The 21,449-nt window shown below is 61.8% G+C and carries 20 protein-coding genes and 1 pseudogene; 15 read left to right on the top strand and 6 right to left on the bottom strand.

What is annotated here, in order from left to right; genetic code table 11:
- Positions 1-120: 120 nt before the first annotated feature.
- Positions 121-333, bottom strand: coding sequence for a hypothetical protein (locus GGD50_RS33360; protein WP_245407412.1), 213 nt, complete (start codon positions 331-333; stop codon positions 121-123).
- Between GGD50_RS33360 and GGD50_RS18975 the strand changes: the two genes are divergently transcribed.
- From GGD50_RS18975 to GGD50_RS19000, 6 genes are all read left to right on the top strand, one after another.
- Complete coding sequence (locus GGD50_RS18975) at positions 236-577, top strand: septal ring lytic transglycosylase RlpA family protein (RefSeq protein ID WP_245407408.1); 342 nt, start codon at positions 236-238, stop codon at positions 575-577. The genes GGD50_RS33360 and GGD50_RS18975 overlap by 98 nt on opposite strands.
- A 214-nt stretch (positions 578-791) precedes the next feature.
- Positions 792-2,081, top strand: coding sequence for an RsmB/NOP family class I SAM-dependent RNA methyltransferase (locus GGD50_RS18980; protein WP_107106733.1), 1,290 nt, complete (start codon positions 792-794; stop codon positions 2,079-2,081).
- Between the two features lie 224 nt (positions 2,082-2,305).
- Entirely contained in the window at positions 2,306-3,592 is a 1,287-nt protein-coding gene (locus GGD50_RS18985) for an imelysin family protein (protein ID WP_107106732.1), read from the top strand.
- Positions 3,593-3,637: 45 nt separating this feature from the next.
- A complete protein-coding gene (locus GGD50_RS18990; RefSeq protein ID WP_107106731.1) occupies positions 3,638-5,197 on the top strand; it encodes a di-heme oxidoreductase family protein in 1,560 nt (519 codons plus the stop codon).
- Positions 5,197-6,306 (top strand): imelysin family protein, encoded by a 1,110-nt coding sequence (locus GGD50_RS18995; protein ID WP_107106730.1) that lies wholly within the window; start codon positions 5,197-5,199, stop codon positions 6,304-6,306. The genes GGD50_RS18990 and GGD50_RS18995 overlap by 1 nt, the downstream gene beginning before the upstream one ends.
- Positions 6,307-6,310: 4 nt before the next feature.
- On the top strand, positions 6,311-7,396 hold the full coding sequence (locus GGD50_RS19000) for a DUF1513 domain-containing protein (protein ID WP_107106729.1): 1,086 nt from the start codon (positions 6,311-6,313) through the stop codon (positions 7,394-7,396).
- A 12-nt stretch (positions 7,397-7,408) separates the two neighbouring features.
- On the opposite strand, the gene GGD50_RS19005 is transcribed toward GGD50_RS19000, so the two are convergent.
- Positions 7,409-8,089 carry a GntR family transcriptional regulator gene (locus GGD50_RS19005; RefSeq protein ID WP_107106728.1) on the bottom strand — a complete coding sequence of 227 codons (681 nt, stop codon included), beginning with the start codon at positions 8,087-8,089 and terminating at the stop codon, positions 7,409-7,411.
- A 325-nt stretch (positions 8,090-8,414) separates the two neighbouring features.
- On the opposite strand from GGD50_RS19005, the gene GGD50_RS19010 reads away from it, so the two are divergent.
- On the top strand, positions 8,415-9,212 hold the full coding sequence (locus tag GGD50_RS19010) for an alpha/beta fold hydrolase (protein WP_107106727.1): 798 nt from the start codon (positions 8,415-8,417) through the stop codon (positions 9,210-9,212).
- A gap of 15 nt (positions 9,213-9,227) precedes the next feature.
- Here GGD50_RS19010 and GGD50_RS19015 read toward each other — a convergent pair whose 3' ends face one another.
- Positions 9,228-10,304, bottom strand: a complete 1,077-nt coding sequence (locus GGD50_RS19015) for a DUF2252 family protein (RefSeq protein ID WP_107107029.1) — start codon at positions 10,302-10,304, stop codon at positions 9,228-9,230.
- Positions 10,305-10,465: 161 nt separating this feature from the next.
- Here GGD50_RS19015 and GGD50_RS19020 point away from each other — a divergent pair, with 161 nt between their 5' ends.
- From GGD50_RS19020 to guaA, 3 genes are all read left to right on the top strand, one after another.
- On the top strand, positions 10,466-10,915 hold the full coding sequence (locus GGD50_RS19020; protein WP_107106726.1) for a PaaI family thioesterase: 450 nt from the start codon (positions 10,466-10,468) through the stop codon (positions 10,913-10,915).
- Positions 10,912-11,553, top strand: a complete 642-nt coding sequence (locus GGD50_RS19025) for a 5'-methylthioadenosine/S-adenosylhomocysteine nucleosidase (RefSeq protein WP_107106725.1) — start codon at positions 10,912-10,914, stop codon at positions 11,551-11,553. Before GGD50_RS19020 ends, GGD50_RS19025 begins: the two co-directional genes overlap by 4 nt.
- Positions 11,554-11,647: 94 nt before the next feature.
- Positions 11,648-13,210: a glutamine-hydrolyzing GMP synthase gene (guaA, locus tag GGD50_RS19030; protein WP_107106724.1), complete on the top strand. Its 1,563-nt coding sequence runs from the start codon at positions 11,648-11,650 to the stop codon at positions 13,208-13,210.
- 145 nt (positions 13,211-13,355) lie between these two features.
- Here the strand turns inward: guaA and GGD50_RS19035 are convergent, their stop codons facing one another.
- Positions 13,356-14,003 carry a TetR/AcrR family transcriptional regulator gene (locus GGD50_RS19035; protein WP_107107028.1) on the bottom strand — a complete coding sequence of 216 codons (648 nt, stop codon included), beginning with the start codon at positions 14,001-14,003 and terminating at the stop codon, positions 13,356-13,358.
- Positions 14,004-14,094: 91 nt separating this feature from the next.
- On the opposite strand from GGD50_RS19035, the gene GGD50_RS19040 reads away from it, so the two are divergent.
- The 3 genes and pseudogenes from GGD50_RS19040 (at position 14,095) to GGD50_RS19050 (ending at position 16,201) form a co-directional block, all read left to right on the top strand.
- Positions 14,095-14,292, top strand: a complete 198-nt coding sequence (locus tag GGD50_RS19040) for a hypothetical protein (RefSeq protein WP_181315990.1) — start codon at positions 14,095-14,097, stop codon at positions 14,290-14,292.
- Positions 14,285-15,178, top strand: a complete 894-nt coding sequence (locus tag GGD50_RS19045) for an NAD(P)/FAD-dependent oxidoreductase (protein WP_107106723.1) — start codon at positions 14,285-14,287, stop codon at positions 15,176-15,178. Before GGD50_RS19040 ends, GGD50_RS19045 begins: the two co-directional genes overlap by 8 nt.
- 160 nt (positions 15,179-15,338) lie before the next feature.
- Positions 15,339-16,201 (top strand): annotated as a pseudogene (locus GGD50_RS19050) (class I SAM-dependent methyltransferase).
- Positions 16,202-16,721: 520 nt separating this feature from the next.
- Here the strand turns inward: GGD50_RS19050 and GGD50_RS19055 are convergent.
- Together GGD50_RS19055 and GGD50_RS19060 are read right to left on the bottom strand one after the other, a co-directional pair.
- Positions 16,722-17,654 carry an RNA polymerase sigma factor gene (locus tag GGD50_RS19055; RefSeq protein WP_107107027.1) on the bottom strand — a complete coding sequence of 311 codons (933 nt, stop codon included), beginning with the start codon at positions 17,652-17,654 and terminating at the stop codon, positions 16,722-16,724.
- Positions 17,655-17,700: 46 nt separating this feature from the next.
- Entirely contained in the window at positions 17,701-18,633 is a 933-nt protein-coding gene (locus tag GGD50_RS19060) for an alpha/beta hydrolase (RefSeq protein ID WP_107106721.1), read from the bottom strand.
- A 223-nt stretch (positions 18,634-18,856) separates the two neighbouring features.
- Here GGD50_RS19060 and GGD50_RS19065 point away from each other — a divergent pair, with 223 nt between their 5' ends.
- Both GGD50_RS19065 and GGD50_RS19070 read left to right on the top strand, forming a co-directional pair.
- A complete protein-coding gene (locus GGD50_RS19065) occupies positions 18,857-19,876 on the top strand; it encodes a patatin-like phospholipase family protein (protein ID WP_107106720.1) in 1,020 nt (339 codons plus the stop codon).
- A 3-nt stretch (positions 19,877-19,879) separates the two neighbouring features.
- Positions 19,880-21,334, top strand: a complete 1,455-nt coding sequence (locus tag GGD50_RS19070) for a GntP family permease (RefSeq protein WP_107106719.1) — start codon at positions 19,880-19,882, stop codon at positions 21,332-21,334.
- Positions 21,335-21,449: the final 115 nt, after the last annotated feature.

Raw genomic sequence — 21,449 nt, forward strand, 5'->3', positions numbered from 1 at the left:
AAAATTCGTTCGGTTTTTAACTGAATTTATTGTGTTTTTTCCATCAAATCTTAGTTTTAGAGATACTCGATATTTATTGTCATAAATCACGAATGTTACAGGCTGTAACATTCCGTGATATTAGCAGGCACTTTTTTGCCATTTTTCGCCCGATTTAAGCCCCCGCCGCTCACCAGGCGTAAGTTCAATTGTTTGAGGGAAAATCGGTTTGAAGAAAATCAATCGCTCTGTTGCGATCGTCGCAACTATATCCGCTGCTTTTGCTATCCTCTCGACGGATGCATTTGCAGCATCGGGATGCGGGGGCGCATCATGGTACGGGGGAAGCTCCAAGACTGCTTCCGGGGAACGCATGAGTTCAGGCAATTTTACTGCCGCTCATCGCTCGCTTGCCTTTGGCACACGCCTGAAGGTGACCAACCGCCACAACGGCCGCAGCGTTGTCGTTCGCATCAACGATCGCGGACCTTTCATTCGCGGACGCGTGCTCGATCTCTCCCGTGCTGCAGCGCAGGGTATCGGCATGGTTGCCTCCGGCACGGCGAGTGTTTGTTACGACGTCGTCGCCTCGAAATAACCGGCGGATTTGCTGGGAACGACCCCGGCGTTTCGGCCTGACGCTTGCTCTCTCCGTCAATCGCGGCTACCACGCGGTTGAGACGTCTCAATAATCTGCCGCCACGTGCTTATTTCGTGCGGATTGATGAGGTGTCAGTGACACTTTAGTGGGCGCATGAGCCTTTCCGGCAACCCACGTGATTTCGGACCATGCGCAAGCAGGAGAATAGTAAATGCGTCTGGGCGGCCGGCTGCAGGGGGCCATCGAAGTTCTTGCCGATATCGAAGCGCGCAAGCGACCGGTGGCTGATGCCCTGAAGGATTGGGGACTGGCCCATCGCTTCGCCGGCTCCGGCGACCGCGCCGCAATCGGCAATATCGTCTACGACGCTCTGCGCATGCGGCTATCCCATGCTTGGCTGATGGGTGACGACAGCCCTTCCGCTCTTGCCCATGCCGTGCTCTTTCGCCAATGGGGCTTAACGCCCGAAAAGCTGGCCGCCGAATTTGAAGGCGACAAATTTGCGCCCGAGCCGCCAAGCGCCGAGGCGCTGGCAGCCTTTGCCACACGCAAGATCGAGGATGCGCCTCGCCATATCCAGGGCGACATTCCGGAATGGGTAGAGCATTCCTTTCAACAGGCATTCGGCGATAGCTGGCTTGCAGAAGCGCAGGCCTTGGCCGAGCGGCCGACGCTCGATCTGCGCGCCAACGCGCTGAAGGCCAGCCGCGACAAGGCCGTGAAGGCACTGGAACGCGCAGGAGCCCATGCTTCGAAGATCGCCCGTTACGGCATCCGCATTCCTGCCGGCGAAGGCGCATCACGCCTGCCGAATGTTACCGCCGAACTTTCTTTCCAAAAGGGCTGGTTCGAGGTGCAGGATGAAGGATCGCAGATCGTTGCCGATCTCGTTTTGCCTGAAGAAGGCGACCAGGTGCTCGACTATTGCGCCGGCGGCGGCGGCAAGACGCTCGCCATGTCGGCAGCAATGCACAATAAGGGCCAGGTCCATGCCTATGATTCCGATCGGCGGCGGCTGGCGCCGATCATCGAGCGCTTGAAGCGCGCCGGCACGCGCAATGTTCAGGTTCATGACGAAAGAAACGGCCTGCTTCCGCTGCGCGGCAGATTCGACAAGGTGCTGGTCGATGCGCCCTGCACCGGCACCGGCACGTGGCGCCGCCGCCCCGATACGAAATGGCGGCTGACGCAAAAGAACCTCGACGAGCGCACCAGCCAGCAGCAGGAAGCGCTGGCTCAGGCTGGCGAATTCGTGCGCCCCGGCGGCATGCTGCTCTATGTCACCTGCTCGGTCCTGCCGGAAGAAAATGAAACGCAGGTCAACCGCTTTGCAGCCAACAATCCGGACTTCGAAGTGGTCGAAGCGCTGAGTTCCTGGGAGAAGCTGTTCGGCGGCGATGCGCCGAAGCCGCGCTCATCGGACGGCAAGACCATCACCCTGACTCCGGCATCGACCGATACCGACGGCTTCTTCTTCTGCCGGCTGCACCGGAAGGGATAGGCTGAGCTCACTCTGCCCGCGGCGAGTGCTTTCGCGCGGGCGGAACGAGATTGTGCGACATCAGCCGCTTTTTCCAGCGAATCCACTCCTTTCCCGATACTGAAACCGATAATTTCCCGCTTTATAATCATTCCAAACTAGAGTGTTTGACACCAGTTTGTTTTTAATACATGAGACAATTTGCCAAGTTTCTGGCGGCGCCCCCGCCGTCACAGGAGAGGATCATGAAACTGAAAATCAATTTTGGCGCCGCCCTGGCGCTGGCCGTCGCCTCGACCGCCATGTCCATCCTTCCGGCGCTTGCGGCCGCGCCCGAGCCGGCCGCCATCATCAAGCATTACGCCGAAGTGGGCCATGCCAAGTATCAGGACGCGCTGACCACGGCGCAGGCGCTGGACAAGGCGATCGACGCATTGCTTGCCAATCCCAGCGACAAGACGCTGAAGGCTGCCCAGGCTGCCTGGATCAAGGCGCGCGTTCCCTACGAGCAGACGGAAGTCTACCGTTTCGGCAATCCCATCGTCGACGATTGGGAAGGTGCAGTGAATTCGTGGCCGCTCGACGAAGGCCTCATCGACTATGTCGACGCCTCCTACGGCACCGAGAGCGATGAGAACTCGCTTTATGTCGCCAATGTCATCGCCAACAAGACGATCAAGATCAACGGCAAGGATGTCGACGCTTCGCATCTGACGCCGGAATTCCTCTCCGGCACGCTGCAACAGGCCGGCGGCGTCGAAGCCAATGTCGCGACCGGCTACCATGCCATCGAATTCCTGCTCTGGGGCCAGGATCTGCACGGCACCGGTCCGGGTGCCGGCGAACGTCCCGCCACCGACTACGACCTGAAGAATTGCACGCACGGCAATTGCGACCGCCGCGCCGAATATCTGAAATCGGCCTCGACCCTGCTCGTCTCCGCCATGCAGGAAATGACCAATGACTGGGCGCCGGATGGTGAAGCCACCAAGCATATCGAAGCCGATCCGAAGGCTGGCCTCGCCGCCATCCTGACCGGCATGGGCTCGCTCTCCTATGGCGAACTCGCCGGCGAGCGCATGAAGCTCGGCCTGCTGCTGCACGATCCCGAGCAAGAGCATGATTGCTTCTCCGACAACACCTACAACTCCCACAACAATGCCGCCATCGGCATCGCTGCGGCCTATAACGGCAATTACACGCGCGTCGACGGCACCAAGATGAAGGGTCCGTCGCTGCACGATCTCGTCGCCGCCAAGGACAAGGCGCTGGACAAGGAGATGGAAGGCAAACTGAACGCGACGCTCGATGCCATGAAGGCCATGGTTCATCGCGGCGAGACGGTCGAGAAGTACGACCAGATGATCGCCGAAGGCAACACCGTCGGCAACGCCACCGTCCAGAAGGCGATCGACGGCCTACTCGATCAGACGAAGAGCATCCAGCGCGTCGTCGCCGACCTCGATCTCGGCACGATCAAGCTTGAAGGCTCGGACAGCCTGGATAATCCTAACGCCGTCTTCAAGAAGTAATAAAGGAGGGCGGCGGCATCCGATGATGCTGCCGCTCTGATCCAGATGATCCGCATTCCGGTTGTCAGCGCATTCTTGCCCGCTCTCGCAGCGGGCTTTCTGGCTTTTGCCGTCACGCTGGCGGCAGCCGATGTTCTGAATTTCCCGACCGTCCGCACCGATCTCTCGGCCGACACCCTGAAGAGGGTTCAGGACGTCACCCGTCCGACCGCGGATTTTTCCAAGGCCGAGCCCTATGAGGCGATGGAGAGCGGCGCGACGACCTCGATCGCGCCCGTCGGCCGCAACATCTTTTCGCAGCCTTCCGCCAATCTGGGCCTGGAGCGTCAAGAGAATTTCCATCTCGGCAATGCGCTGTTTCGCCAGCTCTGGGTCTCTTCGCCCTCTTCCACGCAGGCGACAGACGGGCTGGGGCCATTGTTCAACGCCCGCTCCTGTCAAAGCTGTCATGTCAGGGATGGCCGTGGCCATCCGCCGGAGGCGGCGGGAGCCCCTGCCACTTCGATGGTTCTGCGGCTGGCGCGACCGGCGATTACGCCGGAAGAGGAACAGGCCCTGAAGGATTTCAAGGCGCTGAACTTTCCGGATTCGACCTATGGCGCGCAGTTGCAGGACCTCGCCGTGCCCGGCCTCGCCGCAGAGGGGAAGGTGGCCGTCACCTATACCGAGGAAATGGTGACACTGGCGGGCGGCGAAACCGTTTCGCTGCGCAAGCCGCATTATGCCGTGACCAGCCTCGCCTACGGTCCGCTCGGCGAGACAACGACGATCTCACCGCGTGTTGCCCCCGCGATGATCGGTCTCGGCCTGATCGAAGCCATTCCCGATACGGATATCCTCGCGCATGCCGATCCCGAGGATAAAGATGGCAACGGCATTCGCGGCCGCGCCGCTGTGGTCCGCGACCACCGCACCGGCCAGCTCGTGCTCGGCCGCTTCGGCTGGAGGGCGCAAAATGCTAGCGTGCATGATCAGGTGGCGGACGCCTTCCTCAACGATATCGGCATTTCCACGCCCGACCAGCCGAACGCCCACGGCGACTGCACGGCTAAGGAAGCCCATTGCCTTGCCATGCCGACCGGTGTGCAAAAGCGTCTCGGCGATACGGAAGCACCGGGGCCGATCCTCGATCTCGTCACCTTCTATTCCGAGAACCTCGCCGTGCCCGCGCGCCGCAAGGCAAGCTTTCCCGACGTGCTGCACGGCAAGCAACTCTTTTATCAATCCGGCTGCGCCGCCTGTCATACGCCGAAATTCGTCACCCGTGACGATCTCAAGGGCAGCGACGGCAAGCCTACGGCGCAGGCCTTCCAGCTCATCTGGCCCTATACCGATTTCCTGCTACACGACATGGGCGACGGGCTTTCCGATGGCCAGCAGGTCGGTGTGGCATCCGGACGCGATTGGCGCACACCGCCACTCTGGGGTATAGGCCTGACGCAAACGGTCAGCGGCCAGCAAGCCTACCTGCATGACGGCCGCGCCCGCACACTCACCGAAGCCATCCTCTGGCATGGAGGAGAGGCAGAAAAGGCCCGCAATACGTTCGCAAACCTGCCGCAGAGCGACAGGCAAGCGCTTATCAATTTTCTGGAGTCCCTCTGATGCGCTATTGGAAGCCTTTCGCGGCCGGCCTTTTCCTCAGCCTTGCGGCACTGCCCGCCAGCGCCCAGGACGCGACGGCGAATGGCGCCGGGCTGAACGAGTCAGCCGTGCCGGCAGTACTGCAGAAGGCTATCGATGACGTCATCCGCCCCGGATACCGGGCCGTGCATGACAGCGCCTCGAAGCTGACCACGGCGATGAAAGCACTCTGCGCCGATCCTTCCGCCGCAAGCCTCGCCAGCGCGCAATCCGCCTTCGGCGACACGGTCAAAAGCTGGTCGCGCATCGAGATCGTGCAGACCGGGCCGGTCCTCGAAAAGAACCGTTTCGAACACATCCTCTTCTATCCCGATCGCAAGGGCGTCGGCCTTCGGCAAGTGCAGGCGCTGATCGCCAAGGCCGATGAGCAGGACACTACGGTCGAGGCGGTCGCCGGCAAGAGCGTGGCGCTGATGAGCCTGACGGCGCTGGAATATGTGCTCTATGGCAACGGCTCCATTGTTCTCAGCACCGAAAAGCAAGGTTTTCGCTGCCGCTATGGCGCGGCCGTCGCCGGCAATATCGAAAACACGGCCAAGGATATCGCCGACGAGTGGGACGACCCGAACGGCGTGCAGAAGTCCTGGAAGAATCCCGGCAAGACCAGCGACGACTTCATGGACAACAAGGAAGCTGTGACGGCACTGCTCGGCATCCTCGTGCACGGTGCGGGAAATGTCAGGGATCAGCGGCTCGAGACCTTCTACAAGGGCGATCCCGCTACGGCGCGGCCGAAAATGGCGATCTATTGGCGTTCCGGCGACACCTGGGCCTCGCTGTCCGGCAATCTCGAAGGGCTGAAAACGCTCTGGGAAAAAGCCAGCATGGCCAACCTTCTGCCCGCCGACAAGCGCGATATCGCCGACAAGATCGACGGTCTGCTGAAGGAACTGACCCTGACCGCGCCGACGGTCAATCCCGATATCGAAGCAGCGCTCGGAAACGATACCGAGCGCGCTAAGATCGACAAGCTGCTGAATGTCAGCCGCGACCTCACCACCGCTTTCAGCGACAATTACGGCGGCGCGATTGGCCTTTCCGCCGGTTTCTCCTTCGCTGACGGGGATTGATGGCATGCGCAGCGCGCTGATCGACCGCAGGGCCTTCGTGAAAGCGGCGGGGCTGACTTTCCTGGCTGCCTTGAAACCGGGTGCGCTGATGGCGCTGGAACAGGCTGACGCGGTCTATGCCTCCGGCATCCGTACGTCAGACGGTTCCTTCGCCGTGGCGACGGTCACCGAGCGCGGCCAGATCCTCGATCAGGTGGCGCTGCCGGCCCGTGCCCACGGCATGGCCTTTTCGAAGGCAACCGGCAAGACCGTCGCCTTCGCCCGCCGCCCCGGCACTTATGCGATGATCTTCGATCCCTGGAACAAGGGAGAGCCAATCGTCATCACTGCGCACGAGGGCCGGCATTTCTATGGTCATGGCACGTTTTCCCCTGACGGAAAGCTGCTTTACGCCAGCGAGAACGACTTCGACAACAACAGGGGCATGATCGGCATCTACGACGCCCGCAATCGCTTCGCGCGCATCGGCGAATACGAAACCTACGGCACCGGCCCGCATGACATGACCGTTTCCGACGACGGGAGGCTGTTGATCGTCGCCAATGGCGGCATCGAGACCCATCCTGATTTCGGCCGAACCAAGCTCAACCTCGATCACATGGAGCCGTCGCTGACGCTGATCGAGGCAGCAAGCGGCCGGCTGATCGAAAAGCACGCCCTGCCGCCGCAATATGCCCAGGTCTCCACCCGCCATGTCGACATCGACGCGCAAGGCCGGATCTGGTTCGCCTGCCAATATGAAGGCCATCGCAGCGACCTGCCGCCGCTCGTCGGCCATTTCTCCAAGGGAGAGGACCTGACCTTCATCTCCTTGCCCGACGACACCACCCGCGCCCTCGGCAACTACGTCGGCGCCATCGCCGTCAACCGCGCCGAAAACCTTGTCGGCGTCACCTCACCGGTCCAAGGCACGTCGGTGACGCTCGATGCGAAGACCGGGGCGGTGTTGAAGGTGGAAAGCATCGCCGATGCAGCCGGCATCGCGCCGGCGCAGCATGGCTTTGCCGTTTCCTCCTATGACGGCGCTTTCCTCGGCGAGCACAGCGATGTCGCCTGGGATCAGCACATCGTGCGCATCGCCCGCGCCTGATCTGGGCGCTGCCTAAGCCAGCTTGTTGGCTTCGATGAAGCGCCGCAATGTCGTCGCCGCATTCAGCATATGTGCCCGCATACGGCGCGACGCCAGTTCCCCGTCACCCTCTGCGATTGCCTGCATAATGGCTTCATGCTCCGCCCTGGATCGATCGAGGCGCTGTTCCTGTTGCAATTGCGCGCGGCGGAAGGCCATCAGACGATTGTGTATCGCGATCGCCTGTTCGGCGAGGAAGCTGTTGTGGGTCGCGTGATAGATCGCCTCGTGGAACGCACGGTTGAACGTGTCATAGGCGTCAAAATCGCCTTTTTTCACGATAGCTTCGGATGAATCGTGCAGTTCGATCAGGTGGCTGCGCTCCAAGGGCGTCATGCGATAGGTGGCGAGCCTCACGCACATTGCCTCGATTTCGGCTACCGTCTCGAACATGTCCATGATGCGTTCGGGTGTCATGCGGGCGACGACCACCCCGCGCCGCGCTCGCATTTCCACCAGACCGTTCGCTGCCAGTTGCCTCAATGCCTCGCGAACCGGGGTACGCGAGGCGCCGAAGCGATCGGCAAGCTGCTGTTCGTCCAGTGCGGCGCCTGCCTCAAGCTTACCGGCGGCGATCTCATCCGCTAGCGCGTTGCGGATGCGATCGGACAACAACTCGCGATCCTCTATCGTATCATCCGATTCATCAGTCATTCCTCATTCTCCCTTGTCGCTTGTATGCAAAGATGCTTCGACCGCCTCATCTTGCATGCAAATACTCGATCACGCAACCGTTACGCATCCAATTATTGACTGATATCGCATTTAAGAATACAAGAATGCTCAACGGGCTTGCTTTTGCATACACAAAGCAGCCTCGATACCCAGCCGGAATGCAAGACGGGGCGCATTCGATCGGTGTGTTTGGGCAGATGCCGCTCCCAGAAGTACGAAACCCGCAAGAAGCTCACCGCTCCGATATCCGGCGCGGACGGCTTTCTGTCGCCCATTTATCCTCTACGCCATAAGGATCACGATGATGATGATGACCAGACGGAATTTCTCGACCGCGCTCATTGCCGGCGCCGCCGCTTCCTTAGTCTCCTCACGCGGCACGGCCGCCAGCAGCCCAACCTCAAGCCCGGTGACGCCGGCGCCATCGAAGGCCCGCAACGTCGTCCTTGTACACGGGCTCTTCGCAGACGGCTCCTGCTGGACGGAAGTCATCGCGCGGCTGCAGGCCAAAGGGCTGAATTGCACGGCCGTACAAAATCCATTGACGACGCTTCCCGAAGCGGTCGCATCGGCACAGCGCGTTCTCGATCGCCAGGATGGCCCGACTGTCCTTGTTGGCCATTCCTTCTCCGGCATGATCGTGACGGAAGCCGGTGTGCATCCGAAGGTCTCTTCTCTGGTCTATGTCGCAGCCCGCGCACCGGATGCAGGCGAAGACTATACGGCACTCGCCAAGACATATCCGACGCCTCCGGCATCGGCAGGCATCGTCTTCGACGGCGATGAAGGGCGGTTGACTGAGGAAGCTTTCCTGCGGGATTTCGCCGGCGATCTGCCCAGGGCCAAGGCAGAGGTGCTTTATGCCGTGCAGCAGCCCTTCCATACGGCGTTGCTGACCGGCAAGACCAGCCAAGCCGCCTGGCGCACCAAGCCGAGCTGGTACGCGGTCTCCACCGAAGACAGGACGATCAATCCGGATCTGGAACGCTTCATGGCAAAACGCATGGGCGCCAAGACCATCGAGGTGAAGGCCAGCCATCTCGCGCTGATCTCGCATCCCGATACGATCGCCCATATGATCCTGGAAGCCGCCGGGTATTGACCGGTTTTTGCCGGTCTAACCCTTCGCCGCGAACTCCGCCTGCTCCATGCCGATCGCAACAGCCGCCGCCTTGGCGGAGTTCCTCAGCCAGTCCACCTCCCTCTTGTCGAGGTCAGCCAAAATCCCCGGAATGCGGGAGGCGTCATCGGCATGGCAATTGGCGATCTCGAAGCCCATCAGGTCGAGCATGGCCGGCGACAGCAGGATTTGTGCATCACCCTCGACCTCGATTTTACGGCTGTTCGGCGAGAGGCGACGGACCAGCAGCTTGTCGACCACCTGATAGCGCGGATCGGGAGAGCGGGCGCGGCCGGAGGCAATGACCGCCGTATGGATCGTCGTGTCCGATGGGTTGTGTCGAAGCGACCAGGCGGATTGGGCAAGTGCCTTGACCTCGCGGAGAACCGGCCCGCCGCGCCATTCGACATCAGCGATAAAGCGTGGGCGGCCGAGGCTGCCGGTGCCGGCCGTGCGCGGCTTAGCGACAAACGGAAGTTTCTCATCCGGCAGCGATTGCCGCAGCACGTCAAGATAAGGCGTGGGTACCGGTTTGGCCGGGGGCGGCAGATCGCGATATTTGTCCCAGAATTCCTTGCGCTCGGCATTCGAGAGGATGACGTCGTTGCGCAGCCACTTGTAATCCCGCTCCAGAATGACCGGTGACGGCGCGTTCAATCCGCGGCGATAACCACCGAGGATGGCTTCGGCGATGGCGCGCGGCGTTGGCGCTGTGGTGCCCCGTGCAAGGATCGCGCTCGTTGCCAGGCGCACGAGGTCCAGCGCATAGGGCATGACAGCCGCATCGTCGAAATCGTTGGCACCCCAGACCAACCGCCCCTCTTCATCGCGCCAAGTGCCGAAATTCTCCAGATGCGTATCGCCGATCGCCAGCACCTGCGGTGCGCTCGCGAGATCGGGACACATATCGAAGATGGTCTCGGCCCAGCGCCAATAGGTGGCGCGCAGGAAGACGAAACCGCCGCTCTTCATCTTCTTGTATTTCTTTTGGAGATCGGCCTCGACAAGATCGGCGCCCAATTGCGCCCGCATCCAGGTTTCAAAGGCCTTGGTCGATTGCAGGATCGTCGTCATCTCGGGTTCCATCTCGAATCTGTTGATGGCCATATCGAATACCCACCATCATGGGAAAAAAATGTCGATGGCGCGTCATTCTTCAAAAGGCGAATTCTACCGCAGTACCCTTGTCCAAACCGCCTCTCCATGCCAATTTCGCACCCGCGAAAGGGAATGGGATGACTGGAGAAAGCAGCGGCGACTTTCGGGCGCGCATTCGGACGAGTTTCGAGCGACAGGCGGCGATGGCGACCATCGGCGCAGAACTGACGCGCGTCGAGCATGGCACGGTCGAGATCGAGCTGCCGTTCGACGTCAAGCTGACGCAGCAACACGGCATCCTGCACGCAGGCATCATCGCCGCCGCGCTGGATTCGGCCTGCGGATTTGCGGCCTACAGCGTCATCGATCCCACGGCATCTATTCTCACGATCGAATTCAAGATCAATCTGATGTCACCGGGACGCGGCGAGCGCTTTCTGTTCCGCGGCGATGTTACCAAGCCCGGCACCACCATCATTGTCGCCGATGGGCGAGGCTATGCCATAGGCGACGGGCCTGCCAAGCTGATTGCCTCCATGACCGGGACGATGATGGTCATCCGAGGCCGAGAGGGAATTACCGGATGAAATTCGAACTGAAACGCGTGTCGGGAAAATCGATCCTGTTCGTCATGGCGGCAGAGGCAGAATACGGCCCGTTCCTCCGCTCCCGCATCGATCCGCTGATGACCGGCGTCGGCCCGGTCGAGGCGGCCATTGTCATGACGCGGGCGCTCGCTCAGCTCGAAGCACAGGACGATCTGCCGGACATGGTGGTTTCGCTGGGTTCGGCCGGCTCGGCGAAGCTGGAACAGACCGAGGTCTACCAGGTCACCTCCGTTTCCTATCGCGACATGGACGCTTCGCCGCTCGGCTTCGAGAAGGGCCGCACGCCATTCCTCGACCTGCCCGCAGCGATCGAGATGCCGCTGCGCATTCCCGCCATTCCGGAAGCGAGCCTCTCGACCGGCGGCAATGTCATCTCCGGCGCGGAAGCCTATGGCCGGATCGCCGCCGACATGGTGGATATGGAAACCTTCTCCGTGCTGCGTGTCTGCCAGATCTACGACCGGCCGCTGATCGGACTGCGCGGCATTTCCGATGGCGTGGTCGAGCTGCAGCACATTTCCGGCTGGACCGAATATCTGCATGTCATCGACCGCAAGCTCTCCTATGCCGTCGACGCGCTGTTCACGGCACTGGAAGACGGCGTTTTCTGGTTCTGAGCGGCGCAACGGCTGATACAATGGGGACAATAAAATCGGCACCGGCTTGATTTGCCGGATTGCCAGGGAAAGCGCTTTTCATTAAAGGCTCGCCATGACCCAGACAGCACATCCAGACACCGTTCTCATCGTCGATTTTGGCAGCCAGGTGACCCAGCTCATCGCACGGCGTGTGCGCGAAGCGGGCGTCTATTGCGAGATCGTCCCCTTCCAATCCGCCGAAGCCGGCTTCAAGCGGCTGCAGCCGAAAGCCGTGATCCTGTCCGGCAGCCCGGCCTCGACCGTGGATGAAGGCTCACCGCGGGCACCGCAGATCATCTTCGACAGCGGCATCCCGGTCTTCGGTATCTGCTACGGCCAGCAGACCATGTGCATGCAGCTCGGCGGCAAGGTGGAAAGCGGCCATCACCGCGAATTCGGCCGCGCCTTCCTGGAAGTCAACAAGGATTGCGCCCTCTTCGAAGGCCTGTGGTCGAATGGTTCGCGCCATCAGGTGTGGATGAGCCACGGCGATCGCGTCACCGCGCTGCCGGAAGGCTTCGAAGTCGTCGCCACCTCCTCGAACGCGCCCTATGCCTTCATCGCCAACGAGAAGCGCAAATATTACGGCGTGCAGTTCCATCCGGAAGTGGTGCATACACCTGACGGCGCCAAGCTGATCAGCAACTTCATCCACAATATTGCAGGGATCAAGGGCGACTGGTCGATGTCGGCCTATCGCGCCAAGGCGGTGCAAGCGATCCGTGAACAGGTCGGCGACAAGCGCGTCATCTGCGCGCTCTCCGGCGGCGTCGATTCCTCCGTCGCGGCACTGCTGATCCACGAGGCGGTCGGCGACCAGCTCACCTGCATCCTCGTTGACCACGGTTTGATGCGCAAGGATGAGGCCGCGAACGTCGTTGCGATGTTCCGCGAGCACTACAATCTGCATCTGTTGCATGTGGACGCTTCCGACCGTTTCATCGGCGAGCTCGAGGGCGTCAGCGACCCAGAAACCAAGCGCAAGATCATCGGCCGCCTCTTCATCGAAACCTTCGAGGAAGAAGCCAAGAAGCTCGGCGGCGCCGATTTCCTCGGCCAGGGCACGCTCTATCCCGATGTCATCGAGAGCGTTTCCTTCACCGGCGGCCCCTCGGTCACCATCAAGTCGCACCACAATGTCGGCGGCTTGCCGGAGCGCATGAAGATGCAGCTCGTCGAGCCGCTGCGCGAACTCTTCAAGGATGAAGTGCGCGTGCTCGGCAAGGAGCTCGGCCTGCCCGACAGCTTCATCGGCCGCCACCCCTTCCCCGGCCCCGGCCTCGCCATCCGCTGCCCCGGCGGCATCACCCGCGAGAAGCTGGAGATCCTGCGCGAAGCCGATGCCATCTATCTCGATGAAATCCGCAAGGCTGGCCTCTATGACGCCATCTGGCAGGCCTTCGCCGTGCTTCTGCCGGTTCAGACTGTCGGCGTCATGGGCGACGGCCGCACCTACGAATTCGTCTGCGCGCTCCGCGCAGTCACCTCCGTCGATGGCATGACCGCGGATTTCTATCACTACGACATGGAATTCCTCGGCCGCGCCGCAACCCGCATCATCAACGAAGTCCGCGGCATCAACCGCGTGGTCTACGACGTCACGTCGAAGCCGCCCGGCACGATCGAGTGGGAGTGAGGGGGAACGGCGGTGATCGCGCAGTCTAAGCGCCAATTTTCGCTGCCGTCCCTGTTTCATCCATTTGGGCGGCGCTTGAATGGTGCCTCCCAAAAAAGCGGGTATTATTGGTTGCTCACCGCCCTCCTTCGCGGCCTCGTCTAGGCTATCCGCCCGCGTGGTCGTTGCCACCGTGCGCGGCAATGAACATGGCGACGGCCGACCGGCAATAGGATTCGATCTCATTATCATCCTCCGCTCTCGCCTCATCGAAGCGTGCGATAATCAGGAGATCGGAGCCTTTGAAAAGCGCGGCAAACAAGCGGGCGGACCGGAGAGGATCGGGCACGTTCAGAGCCCCCTTCGCGTGCAATTGACGCAACAGGGCCTCGATTTGGGCGATGATATGGGCGGGGCCGGCTTCGTAATGGAGCTTGCTCAACGACTTTTGACTCGCGACGTCGGCCATGACCATGGCTTCGACACTGCGCACGTCCGGGCGCAACAGCGTGCGAAGCAGCGATGATCCCACCGCCATGAGCTGATCTTCGGCCGAACCGGCGACGCCTTCAAAAAGGGCCTGTGGTATTAACTGCTGGCAGCGGGCCGCAAACGCCGCGCCAAACAGCGCCTCCTTGTTCTCGAAGTGCCTGTAAATGCTGAGCTTGGATATCTTCGCTCGCTGGGCGACCTTGTCCAAGGTCGTCGCTTGAAAACCCAATTCCGCAAAGAGTTCGCCCGCGGCGTCGACGATCGTTTGGCCAAGCGCCTCGTTGGCGGGCCGGCCGCGCCGGCCCTGGCTATTTTCGGTCACGTACAATTCCAGTCCTTGACAGTATCCTAATTCCTGAATTATGATACCATATAGTATCCAAAATGTGCAAGCCATTGGGTAGGTTTCAATCATGTCCTCCAAATCCGGGCCGCCCGGCGATATTGAATGCGGCATCATCCGGTCGGTCAACACAGTGATGGGCGACTTTCTCGCCGATGCCGAAGCCCTGCTCGCTGCCCGTCTGGAGCGCGTATCGCTGGACGATATTGCGCGCCAGGTCCAACCCAACCACCTCCATCTACAACACGGAGCCCATGACCATGGATGACGTCATCATCATCGGCGGCAGCTTTGCCGGTCTCGCCGCCGCCCTGCAGCTCGGCCGTGCCCGCCGCAAGGTCACCGTTCTCGATACCGGCCTGCCGCGCAATCGTTTCGCCGGCCACTCGCATGGTCTGCTCGGCCACGATCACAAGCCGCCGCTGGACATCCTGGCCGAGGCGCGGCAGCAACTGGCGCGTTATCCCACGGTCAATTTGGTCAATGCCCGGGCCGACAGCGTGTCCGGCGGCATCGACGATTTCTCCGTCCTCATTGGCAATGGCGAAAGCCTTGGGGCGCGTCGCCTGATCCTGAGCTATGGCATCGTCGACCAGATGCCTGATGTGCCGGGCTTTGCCGAAGGCTGGGGCACGTCCATCGTGCCCTGTCCCTATTGCGACGGCTTTGAAGTCGCCGGCCAGCATTGGGGCCTCGTCTGGTCCGGCCGGCAGTCGCACAATCAGGCCAGACTGTTCCACGACTGGACCGACAGGTTGACGCTCTTTGCCGATGGTCACGACATCCCGCCCGATATCCGGGCCGATCTGGCGCGCCGCAACATACCTGTCGTCGATGGCCGGATCGCCGGGATCGCCCATCACGGGGGCCATAACGCCACCGTCAAGCTCGATACCGGCCCCGATGTCGCGGTCGACATCCTGTTTGCGCATCCGCGCAACAAGCCGTCCGCAAGCCTGCATGAATCACTGGGCCTCGCCACGGTCGATACGCCCCTCGGCATCGTCCTCAAGGTCGACGAGCGCCGCGAAACCAGCATGCCCGGCATCTACGCCGCCGGCGACCTCGCCAACCCCGGCATGCCCTCGGTCACCACGGCATCATGGCAAGGCGCGATGGCGGGCATCTCCGCCCAGCAGTCGATGCTGGTTTAAGAGCAGGGCTTCCCTTTTCCGGTTGCCGCAGGCGCGGTTGTCCTTCCAAGTCCGGCGCTAGGCGGCACCGGCGCCTTATCGCTGGCGGGCGCAGGATCGCTGGAGACGATGCCCGCTTTGGCATCGGATAGCTTAGAGCGCATCAGAACAAGGATATGTCATGGCACAGTACAATGCCGATCAGGTCGCCGATTGGAATGACCAAAACGGGGAGCGCTGGGTCGCGCACCAGGCCCGGCTCGACGCCATGCTGGCGGTGTTCGGCCAGGCCGCAATCGAAGCCGCCGCGCCCGCGGCGGGCGAGCGCGCGCTGGACGTCGGCTGCGGCGCGGGCGCGTCTAGTCTGGCACTGGCCGCCCGCGTCGGCCCGGGGGGCCAAGTGCTGGGTGTGGACATATCCGAACCGCTGATCGGCCGGGCACGCGCGCTTGCGCCACAGGATACGCCGGCCCTGTTCCAGGTGGCCGACACCGGCAGCGCCGAGCTGCCCGAAGGCACGTTCGACATCCTGTTCTCGCGTTTCGGGGTGATGTTCTTCGACGATCCGATAGGGGCGTTCGCGCATATGCGCCGCGCTCTCCAGCCGGGCGGGAGGGTCGCTTTCGTCTGCTGGCGCGGCGCGGCCGAGAACGATTGGATGCGCCTGCCGATGGGCGCGATCAAGGGCATCGTCCCGCCGACGGCGGCGCCCGATCCCGAAGCACCCGGCCCGTTCTCGTTCGGCGACCGGGGGCGGGTGGCGCGCATCCTGACGGCGGCCGGCTTCACCGATATCGCTATCGCGCCCTTCGATGCTTCCGTCCCGTTTGGCGAGGGCGCGACGCGGGACGCGGCGATCGACGACGCGGTGGAGATGACGCTCGAGGTCGGCCGCTGTCGCGCGCGCTCGCTAATCAGCCCGACGACATCCGCGCCCGCGTCTCGGCCGCGGTTCGTGCCGCCTTCGCGGACCTCCCCGGCGAGCGGTCGGTGATGATCGACGGCGCGGCATGGATCGTCACCGCGCGCAATCCCACAAGCTGACAGGGACTACCAGCGGAGACGCCCCGCTCGGTGGATGGGGCGTCTTTGGCTGGTCAGCCGTCTCGAAGGGGCAGTTGAGCAAAACGATTCCTAGGCTCAGGCCGGTTCGCAAAGGAGGTGACGGTACTTTCTTCGTTCGCTGTAAAACCCACGTGAGTTGCCCAAAATGGGTCCGGAAAGGCGATCGACTTCGATAGATACCGAAACCGCACAAAAAATTTCGGGCTATTTTTCCCTTTAAAATCAAGACCGTAATGTTTTGACGGCCTATGGGGCGGCTTCTTGCGCGGCAACGAATTAAAAACCTAGCTATATCAATGATCTAACTAGATTTAGAGCAATCGAGTGGGAGTGAGGGGTGTGGGCAGCGACGCGAAGAACTCGGCGGCGTAGCGAAGTGCGTCCTTGCGAACTTGATGGCGGTGCTCATCGTCGACCTCCGCCAGGGCATGGCCATGTTTCGTCAAGGACTTCGAGGCCATTATCGCTACCACCGAGACTTTCCTCCGCGCCGCCTCCGTCATCCTCCTCCCAAGGCGACCGACTCGGTCATGAGTTTTAAGTCGGACTCCGAGCTGTCTCCAATGACCCACGGGCAGGCATAATAGTCTTCGATGCGGTCGATAACACCGTCGGCGACATGGACACGAACCGGCCACGCGACCTGCCACTGGACGCCTCGCTGGAAGAGCACGAGTAGGATGGGCTCCCCGTCGATCTCCCCGAACTCCATGGTCCACGTTTCTGGATTTCGCTCGTATTCGAAGAAATAGGGAGAGCTTCTGAGCAGGCCGTCAAAGCAGTCGGCGACCCGCAACCGAGCATCGGCGCTGGTAAGGCCCCGCACGCCATCCCAGTCATGGCGGTTGAAGAGGTCAACATAGCGCTGCAAGAGTCGCGCGGTGTCGGGATCAAGCGGAGGACGGCTCGGTTCGCCGATAGGTCCAGCGGGCAAGTCGGCGAGCTTCGCCCGTCCACGGGAGAGCGCGGATTTAACGCCGCCAACCGTCGAGTCCACGAGTTCTGCGGTCTCTTCCAGCGAATAGTCGAATACATCCTTTAGGAGGACGCAGGCGCGCTCCTTGGGAGGCAGGCTGCCAACCAGCCGTTCGATGGCGCGACGTGCATCGGTCGTCGCCGGCTCCGCAGTGACGACCCCGATGTCGTCCGAATAGGCGCCCTCCGCGTGCTCGCGCGCTTCGCGGCGCCTTAGAAAATCTATGCAGCGATTGTGAGCGATGCGAAATAGCCAGGGTTTCAGCCTGTGGGCGTCATCGAGGGTCTCGATCTTCGTGTAGGCCTCGAATAGCACCTCCTGCATGAGATCCTCACCGTCGAGCCGTGAGCCGGTCATGCGGGCGCAGTAGCGATGCAGTTGGGCTCGGACGTCTGACACCGTCTGGAGGAAGGCTCGATACCGCGCGTCGAATAGGCCAGTCGGTCGCTCAGTCATGTTCTTCACCTGCCACATCTTGCATCATTAAGGACATGGGTGCCCGTCATGCGACTACCTGACTTTCACCGCGGGTTGACGCGGTTCCGGTCAGGCCGAGCTTCGGCCGGACCCACTGCGCAAACCGCTCGATCGCCTCATCGGCTTCAGGCGCACGACCAGCCATCATCTGGAACGAATGCAGCATCCCCGGAAACACGTCCAGGCGCACCTCGACGCCGGCGGCCTTCGCGCGGTCGGCGAGCACCCGGCTGTCGTCGAGCAGCGTTTCGTCTCCGCCCACTTGCAGATTGATCGGCGGCAGGCCCGTGAGATCGGCGAAGATCGGGCTCGCGAATGGATTTCGGGCATCGGCCTCTCCGAGAACCAGCGACGCCAGCATATCTACCGACGCCTTCTGGAAGAAGGCATCCTTCGCGCGGTTAGTTTCGTAGGAAGCCCCACTCGCCGATAGATCATGCCATCCGGAAATACTGAGGAGCGCAGCTGGCAGCGGACGTCCCGCATCGCGGAGTTTGATCGCCGCTGCAACGATCAGACCCGCGCCAGCAGAGTCGCCCGCGCCAATTGTATGATCCGTCGCGATGCCCTGCTCGGCCAGCCACTCGAACGCGTTCACGGCCTGCTCGATCTGGCGCGGGAACTTGCTCTGAAACGCGTAGTCGTAAGTGGCGAGCAGAGCGTAACAGCCAATCGCCTTGGTAAGGTGTCCGACCATCTTGCGATGGGTCCAGATCGATCCGCCAACATAGCCACCGCCGTGCAGGTAAAGCATGACCCGATCTTTGGCCGCCAGTTTTGGCTGAACCCACAGCGCGGTCTTATCGCCGAGGTTCGTCTCGACGTAATCGACGCCGCCCGGTTCTGTCGTCAAAACAGACCACTCGGAGGCGTCCTGCGGCGATTCTCGACCGCTACGCCAAGCCTCCGCGAGCGTTTCGTAGTGTATCTTGTTTGCCAAGCTCTGCTTGCTATTCATTGTCACGCTCCAATTCGTCAGGAGGGCGATGTTGCCCGTCAACAGCTAAGACGAACGATCGCGCCGAAAGGATACGTCGCCTATGCTTCCGCCGGAACTGCCGCAAATGAGTTTCATCTCGCCTGCCTAATGCAACGAGAGGATGACGAGTACGCAATTGTGCGGTATTGTGCGGCGCACAACCACGGCGGTGGCAAAGGCCGATGCCGGCAAAGGGGAGACAATGCAGCGAGACCCACTGCACATCGATCTTGCCCTTCAGGGTGGCGGTGCCCATGGGGCTTTTTCCTGGGGCGTTCTCGATCGGCTTCTGGAAGAGCCACGGCTGCGAATCGAGGGAATTTCCGGCACTTCGGCCGGAGCGATGAACGCGGCCGTCTTGGCGCACGGCTATACCGTCAATGGCGTGGCAGGCGCCCGCGAGGCCCTAACGGAATTCTGGCGCAAGGTATCGGGGGCGGCGCGCTTCAGTCCCTTCCAGCGCGGTCCCCTCGATGTCCTGCTGGGCCGCTGGTCGCTCGATCACTCGCCGATGTTCGTGGCGATGGACATGATGGCGCGTCTGTTCTCGCCCTACGACCTCAACCCTGCCAGTGCCAACCCGCTCTCCGCGATATTGGCGGAAAGCGTCGATTTCGACCGGCTCTCGGCCAGCCCGATCAAGTTGTTCGTCACGGCGACGAATGTCCGCACCGGCCGCGGTCGGGTCTTCCGTAACAGCGAATTGACACCGGACGTCCTGCTTGCCTCCGCATGCCTGCCGACGCTGTTTCAAGCGGTCGAGATCGATGGCGAAGCCTATTGGGACGGTGGCTACGCCGGCAATCCGACGATCACGCCGCTGGTTCGCGAATGCACGTCTCAAGATACGATCCTCGTGCAGATCAACCCGGTTGAAAGGCCGGGCACGCCCCGCTCCGCGCGCGAGATCCTCAATCGTATCAACGAAGTCTCCTTCAATGCGGTCCTCCTGAAGGAACTGAAAATGATCGCACTGCTTCGGAAGGTGGCTCAGGTGGGGGATGACGAGGGCGAGCGCTGGGCGTCGATGCGCATTCACCGGGTCGTCAGCGACATGATGTCCGGCCTCGGTTCTTCCTCGAAGCTCAATGCGGAATGGGAGTTCCTGACCATGCTGCATGACTGGGGACGCAAGTCCGCCGACGCCTTCCTCGATGCCCATGGCGACGATCTCGGCCGCCGCTCCTCGCTCGATCTCGATATCCTGCTGGAAGAGGGCTGACGGATGGGGCTGTTCGGCATTCTGATCGGCCTCGGGCTGCTGGTCTGGCTTGCCTTCCGGGGCTGGAGCGTGCTGCTGCTGGCGCCGCTCGGCGCCATCGTTGCAGCGCTCTTTGCCGGGGAACCGGTGCTGGCGCACTGGACGCAGACCTTCATGAGCAGCGCTGCGAGTTTCCTCGCCCAGTTCTTTCCGTTGTTCCTGCTTGGCGCACTTTTCGGCAAGTTGATGGAGGACAGCGGTTCGATAGCGGCAATCGCCGATTTTATGATGCGGCGACTGGGAAAGGGTCATGCCATCCTCGCCGTCGTCATTGCCGGAGCGCTGATCACCTATGGCGGGGTCAGCCTCTTCGTCGCCTTCTTCGTGCTGGCGCCGATGGCGCAGGAGTTGTTCCGGTCATCAGGCATTCCCAGGCGGCTGATGCCGGCTGCGATCGTGCTCGGAACGTCCACCTTCACTATGTCGGCTTTGCCGGGAACGCCATCGATTCAAAATGCCATCCCTATGCCGTTCTTCGGGACGACGCCGTTTGCAGCGCCCGGACTGGGCATCATTGCTTCTGCCATCATGCTTGCCTTTGGTCTATGGTGGCTGCGTCGCGCCGAGGCGGCCGCGCGAAGATCCGGCGAAGAGTTCGGCGAGGGCATGCCGGCGACATCAGACCATCTCACTTCCGACGACCGGCTGCGCGAACGCGCCACGGCCGGCAGGGAATTCGATCCGGCCGAGATCGCGCATGGCCGCCATGCCGAGACGACGCCGCCAATCTGGGTTGCGGCGCTGCCGCTTGTTATAGTTGTCCTTGTGAATCTCAGCATGACGCTGCTGATCCTGCCGGCGCTTGATCTCGGCTTCCTTTCGGAGGATCGATGGGGCGGGATCTCCCGCTCCTCGGTCAGCGGCGTATGGGCCGTTGTCACGGCGCTGGCCGCCGCGGTCGCAACTGTCGTCGCGCTGAATTTCCGGAGATTGCCGACCTTGCGCGAGACGATGGACGCGGGCGCCAACGCGTCCGTCCTTCCGGCGGTCGCCGTCGCCAGCCTGGTTGGCTTTGGAGCGGTCGTCGCGGCGATGCACGCCTTCGGGATCGTGCGCGACTGGGTGCTCGGCATCGGCGGGGGACCGCTCGTTTCGATCGCGGTGGCCACAAATATCCTGGCAGCGCTCACGGGTTCTGCTTCCGGCGGTCTCACGATCGCCCTCGATGCGCTTGGCAGCACCTACCTGATGCGAGCGCAGGAAACAGGCCTCGACCCGGCACTTTTGCACCGCGTCGCGGTCATCGGGGCTGGAACGCTGGATAGCCTGCCGCACAATGGCGCGGTCGTCACCCTGCTTGCCGTCTGCGGGTCAACCCACGGAGAAAGCTACCGCGACATCGTCATGGTCGGCATCATCGGCGCGATCCTGGCGCTCATTGCCGTCATCATGCTGGGGAGCATTCTCGGCTCGTTCTGACATATTCACGCGTTGGAGCGCGGCGCGTCTAACCTATGAACAATCGAATGGAATAGAGGGCGAACGGCAATCCCCGGGGTCGTTTTCCCGGAGAGGCCCGATCGCTGAACTAGCA

Source organism: Martinezella paranaensis, assembly GCF_014200235.1.
Classification (GTDB): domain Bacteria; phylum Pseudomonadota; class Alphaproteobacteria; order Rhizobiales; family Rhizobiaceae; genus Rhizobium; species Rhizobium paranaense.

Coding starts and splice junctions, on each gene's coding strand:
- GGD50_RS18980 (WP_107106733.1), top strand. CDS start 792: ATGCGTCTGGGCGGCCGGCTGCAGGGGGCCATCGAAGTTCTTGCCGAT.
- GGD50_RS18985 (WP_107106732.1), top strand. CDS start 2,306: ATGAAACTGAAAATCAATTTTGGCGCCGCCCTGGCGCTGGCCGTCGCC.
- GGD50_RS18990 (WP_107106731.1), top strand. CDS start 3,638: ATGATCCGCATTCCGGTTGTCAGCGCATTCTTGCCCGCTCTCGCAGCG.
- GGD50_RS18995 (WP_107106730.1), top strand. CDS start 5,197: ATGCGCTATTGGAAGCCTTTCGCGGCCGGCCTTTTCCTCAGCCTTGCG.
- GGD50_RS19000 (WP_107106729.1), top strand. CDS start 6,311: ATGCGCAGCGCGCTGATCGACCGCAGGGCCTTCGTGAAAGCGGCGGGG.
- GGD50_RS19005 (WP_107106728.1), bottom strand. CDS start 8,089: ATGACTGATGAATCGGATGATACGATAGAGGATCGCGAGTTGTTGTCC.
- GGD50_RS19010 (WP_107106727.1), top strand. CDS start 8,415: ATGATGATGACCAGACGGAATTTCTCGACCGCGCTCATTGCCGGCGCC.
- GGD50_RS19015 (WP_107107029.1), bottom strand. CDS start 10,304: ATGACGACGATCCTGCAATCGACCAAGGCCTTTGAAACCTGGATGCGG.
- GGD50_RS19020 (WP_107106726.1), top strand. CDS start 10,466: ATGACTGGAGAAAGCAGCGGCGACTTTCGGGCGCGCATTCGGACGAGT.
- GGD50_RS19025 (WP_107106725.1), top strand. CDS start 10,912: ATGAAATTCGAACTGAAACGCGTGTCGGGAAAATCGATCCTGTTCGTC.
- guaA (WP_107106724.1), top strand. CDS start 11,648: ATGACCCAGACAGCACATCCAGACACCGTTCTCATCGTCGATTTTGGC.
- GGD50_RS19040 (WP_181315990.1), top strand. CDS start 14,095: ATGTCCTCCAAATCCGGGCCGCCCGGCGATATTGAATGCGGCATCATC.
- GGD50_RS19045 (WP_107106723.1), top strand. CDS start 14,285: ATGGATGACGTCATCATCATCGGCGGCAGCTTTGCCGGTCTCGCCGCC.
- GGD50_RS19055 (WP_107107027.1), bottom strand. CDS start 17,654: ATGACTGAGCGACCGACTGGCCTATTCGACGCGCGGTATCGAGCCTTC.
- GGD50_RS19060 (WP_107106721.1), bottom strand. CDS start 18,633: ATGAATAGCAAGCAGAGCTTGGCAAACAAGATACACTACGAAACGCTC.
- GGD50_RS19065 (WP_107106720.1), top strand. CDS start 18,857: ATGCAGCGAGACCCACTGCACATCGATCTTGCCCTTCAGGGTGGCGGT.
- GGD50_RS19070 (WP_107106719.1), top strand. CDS start 19,880: ATGGGGCTGTTCGGCATTCTGATCGGCCTCGGGCTGCTGGTCTGGCTT.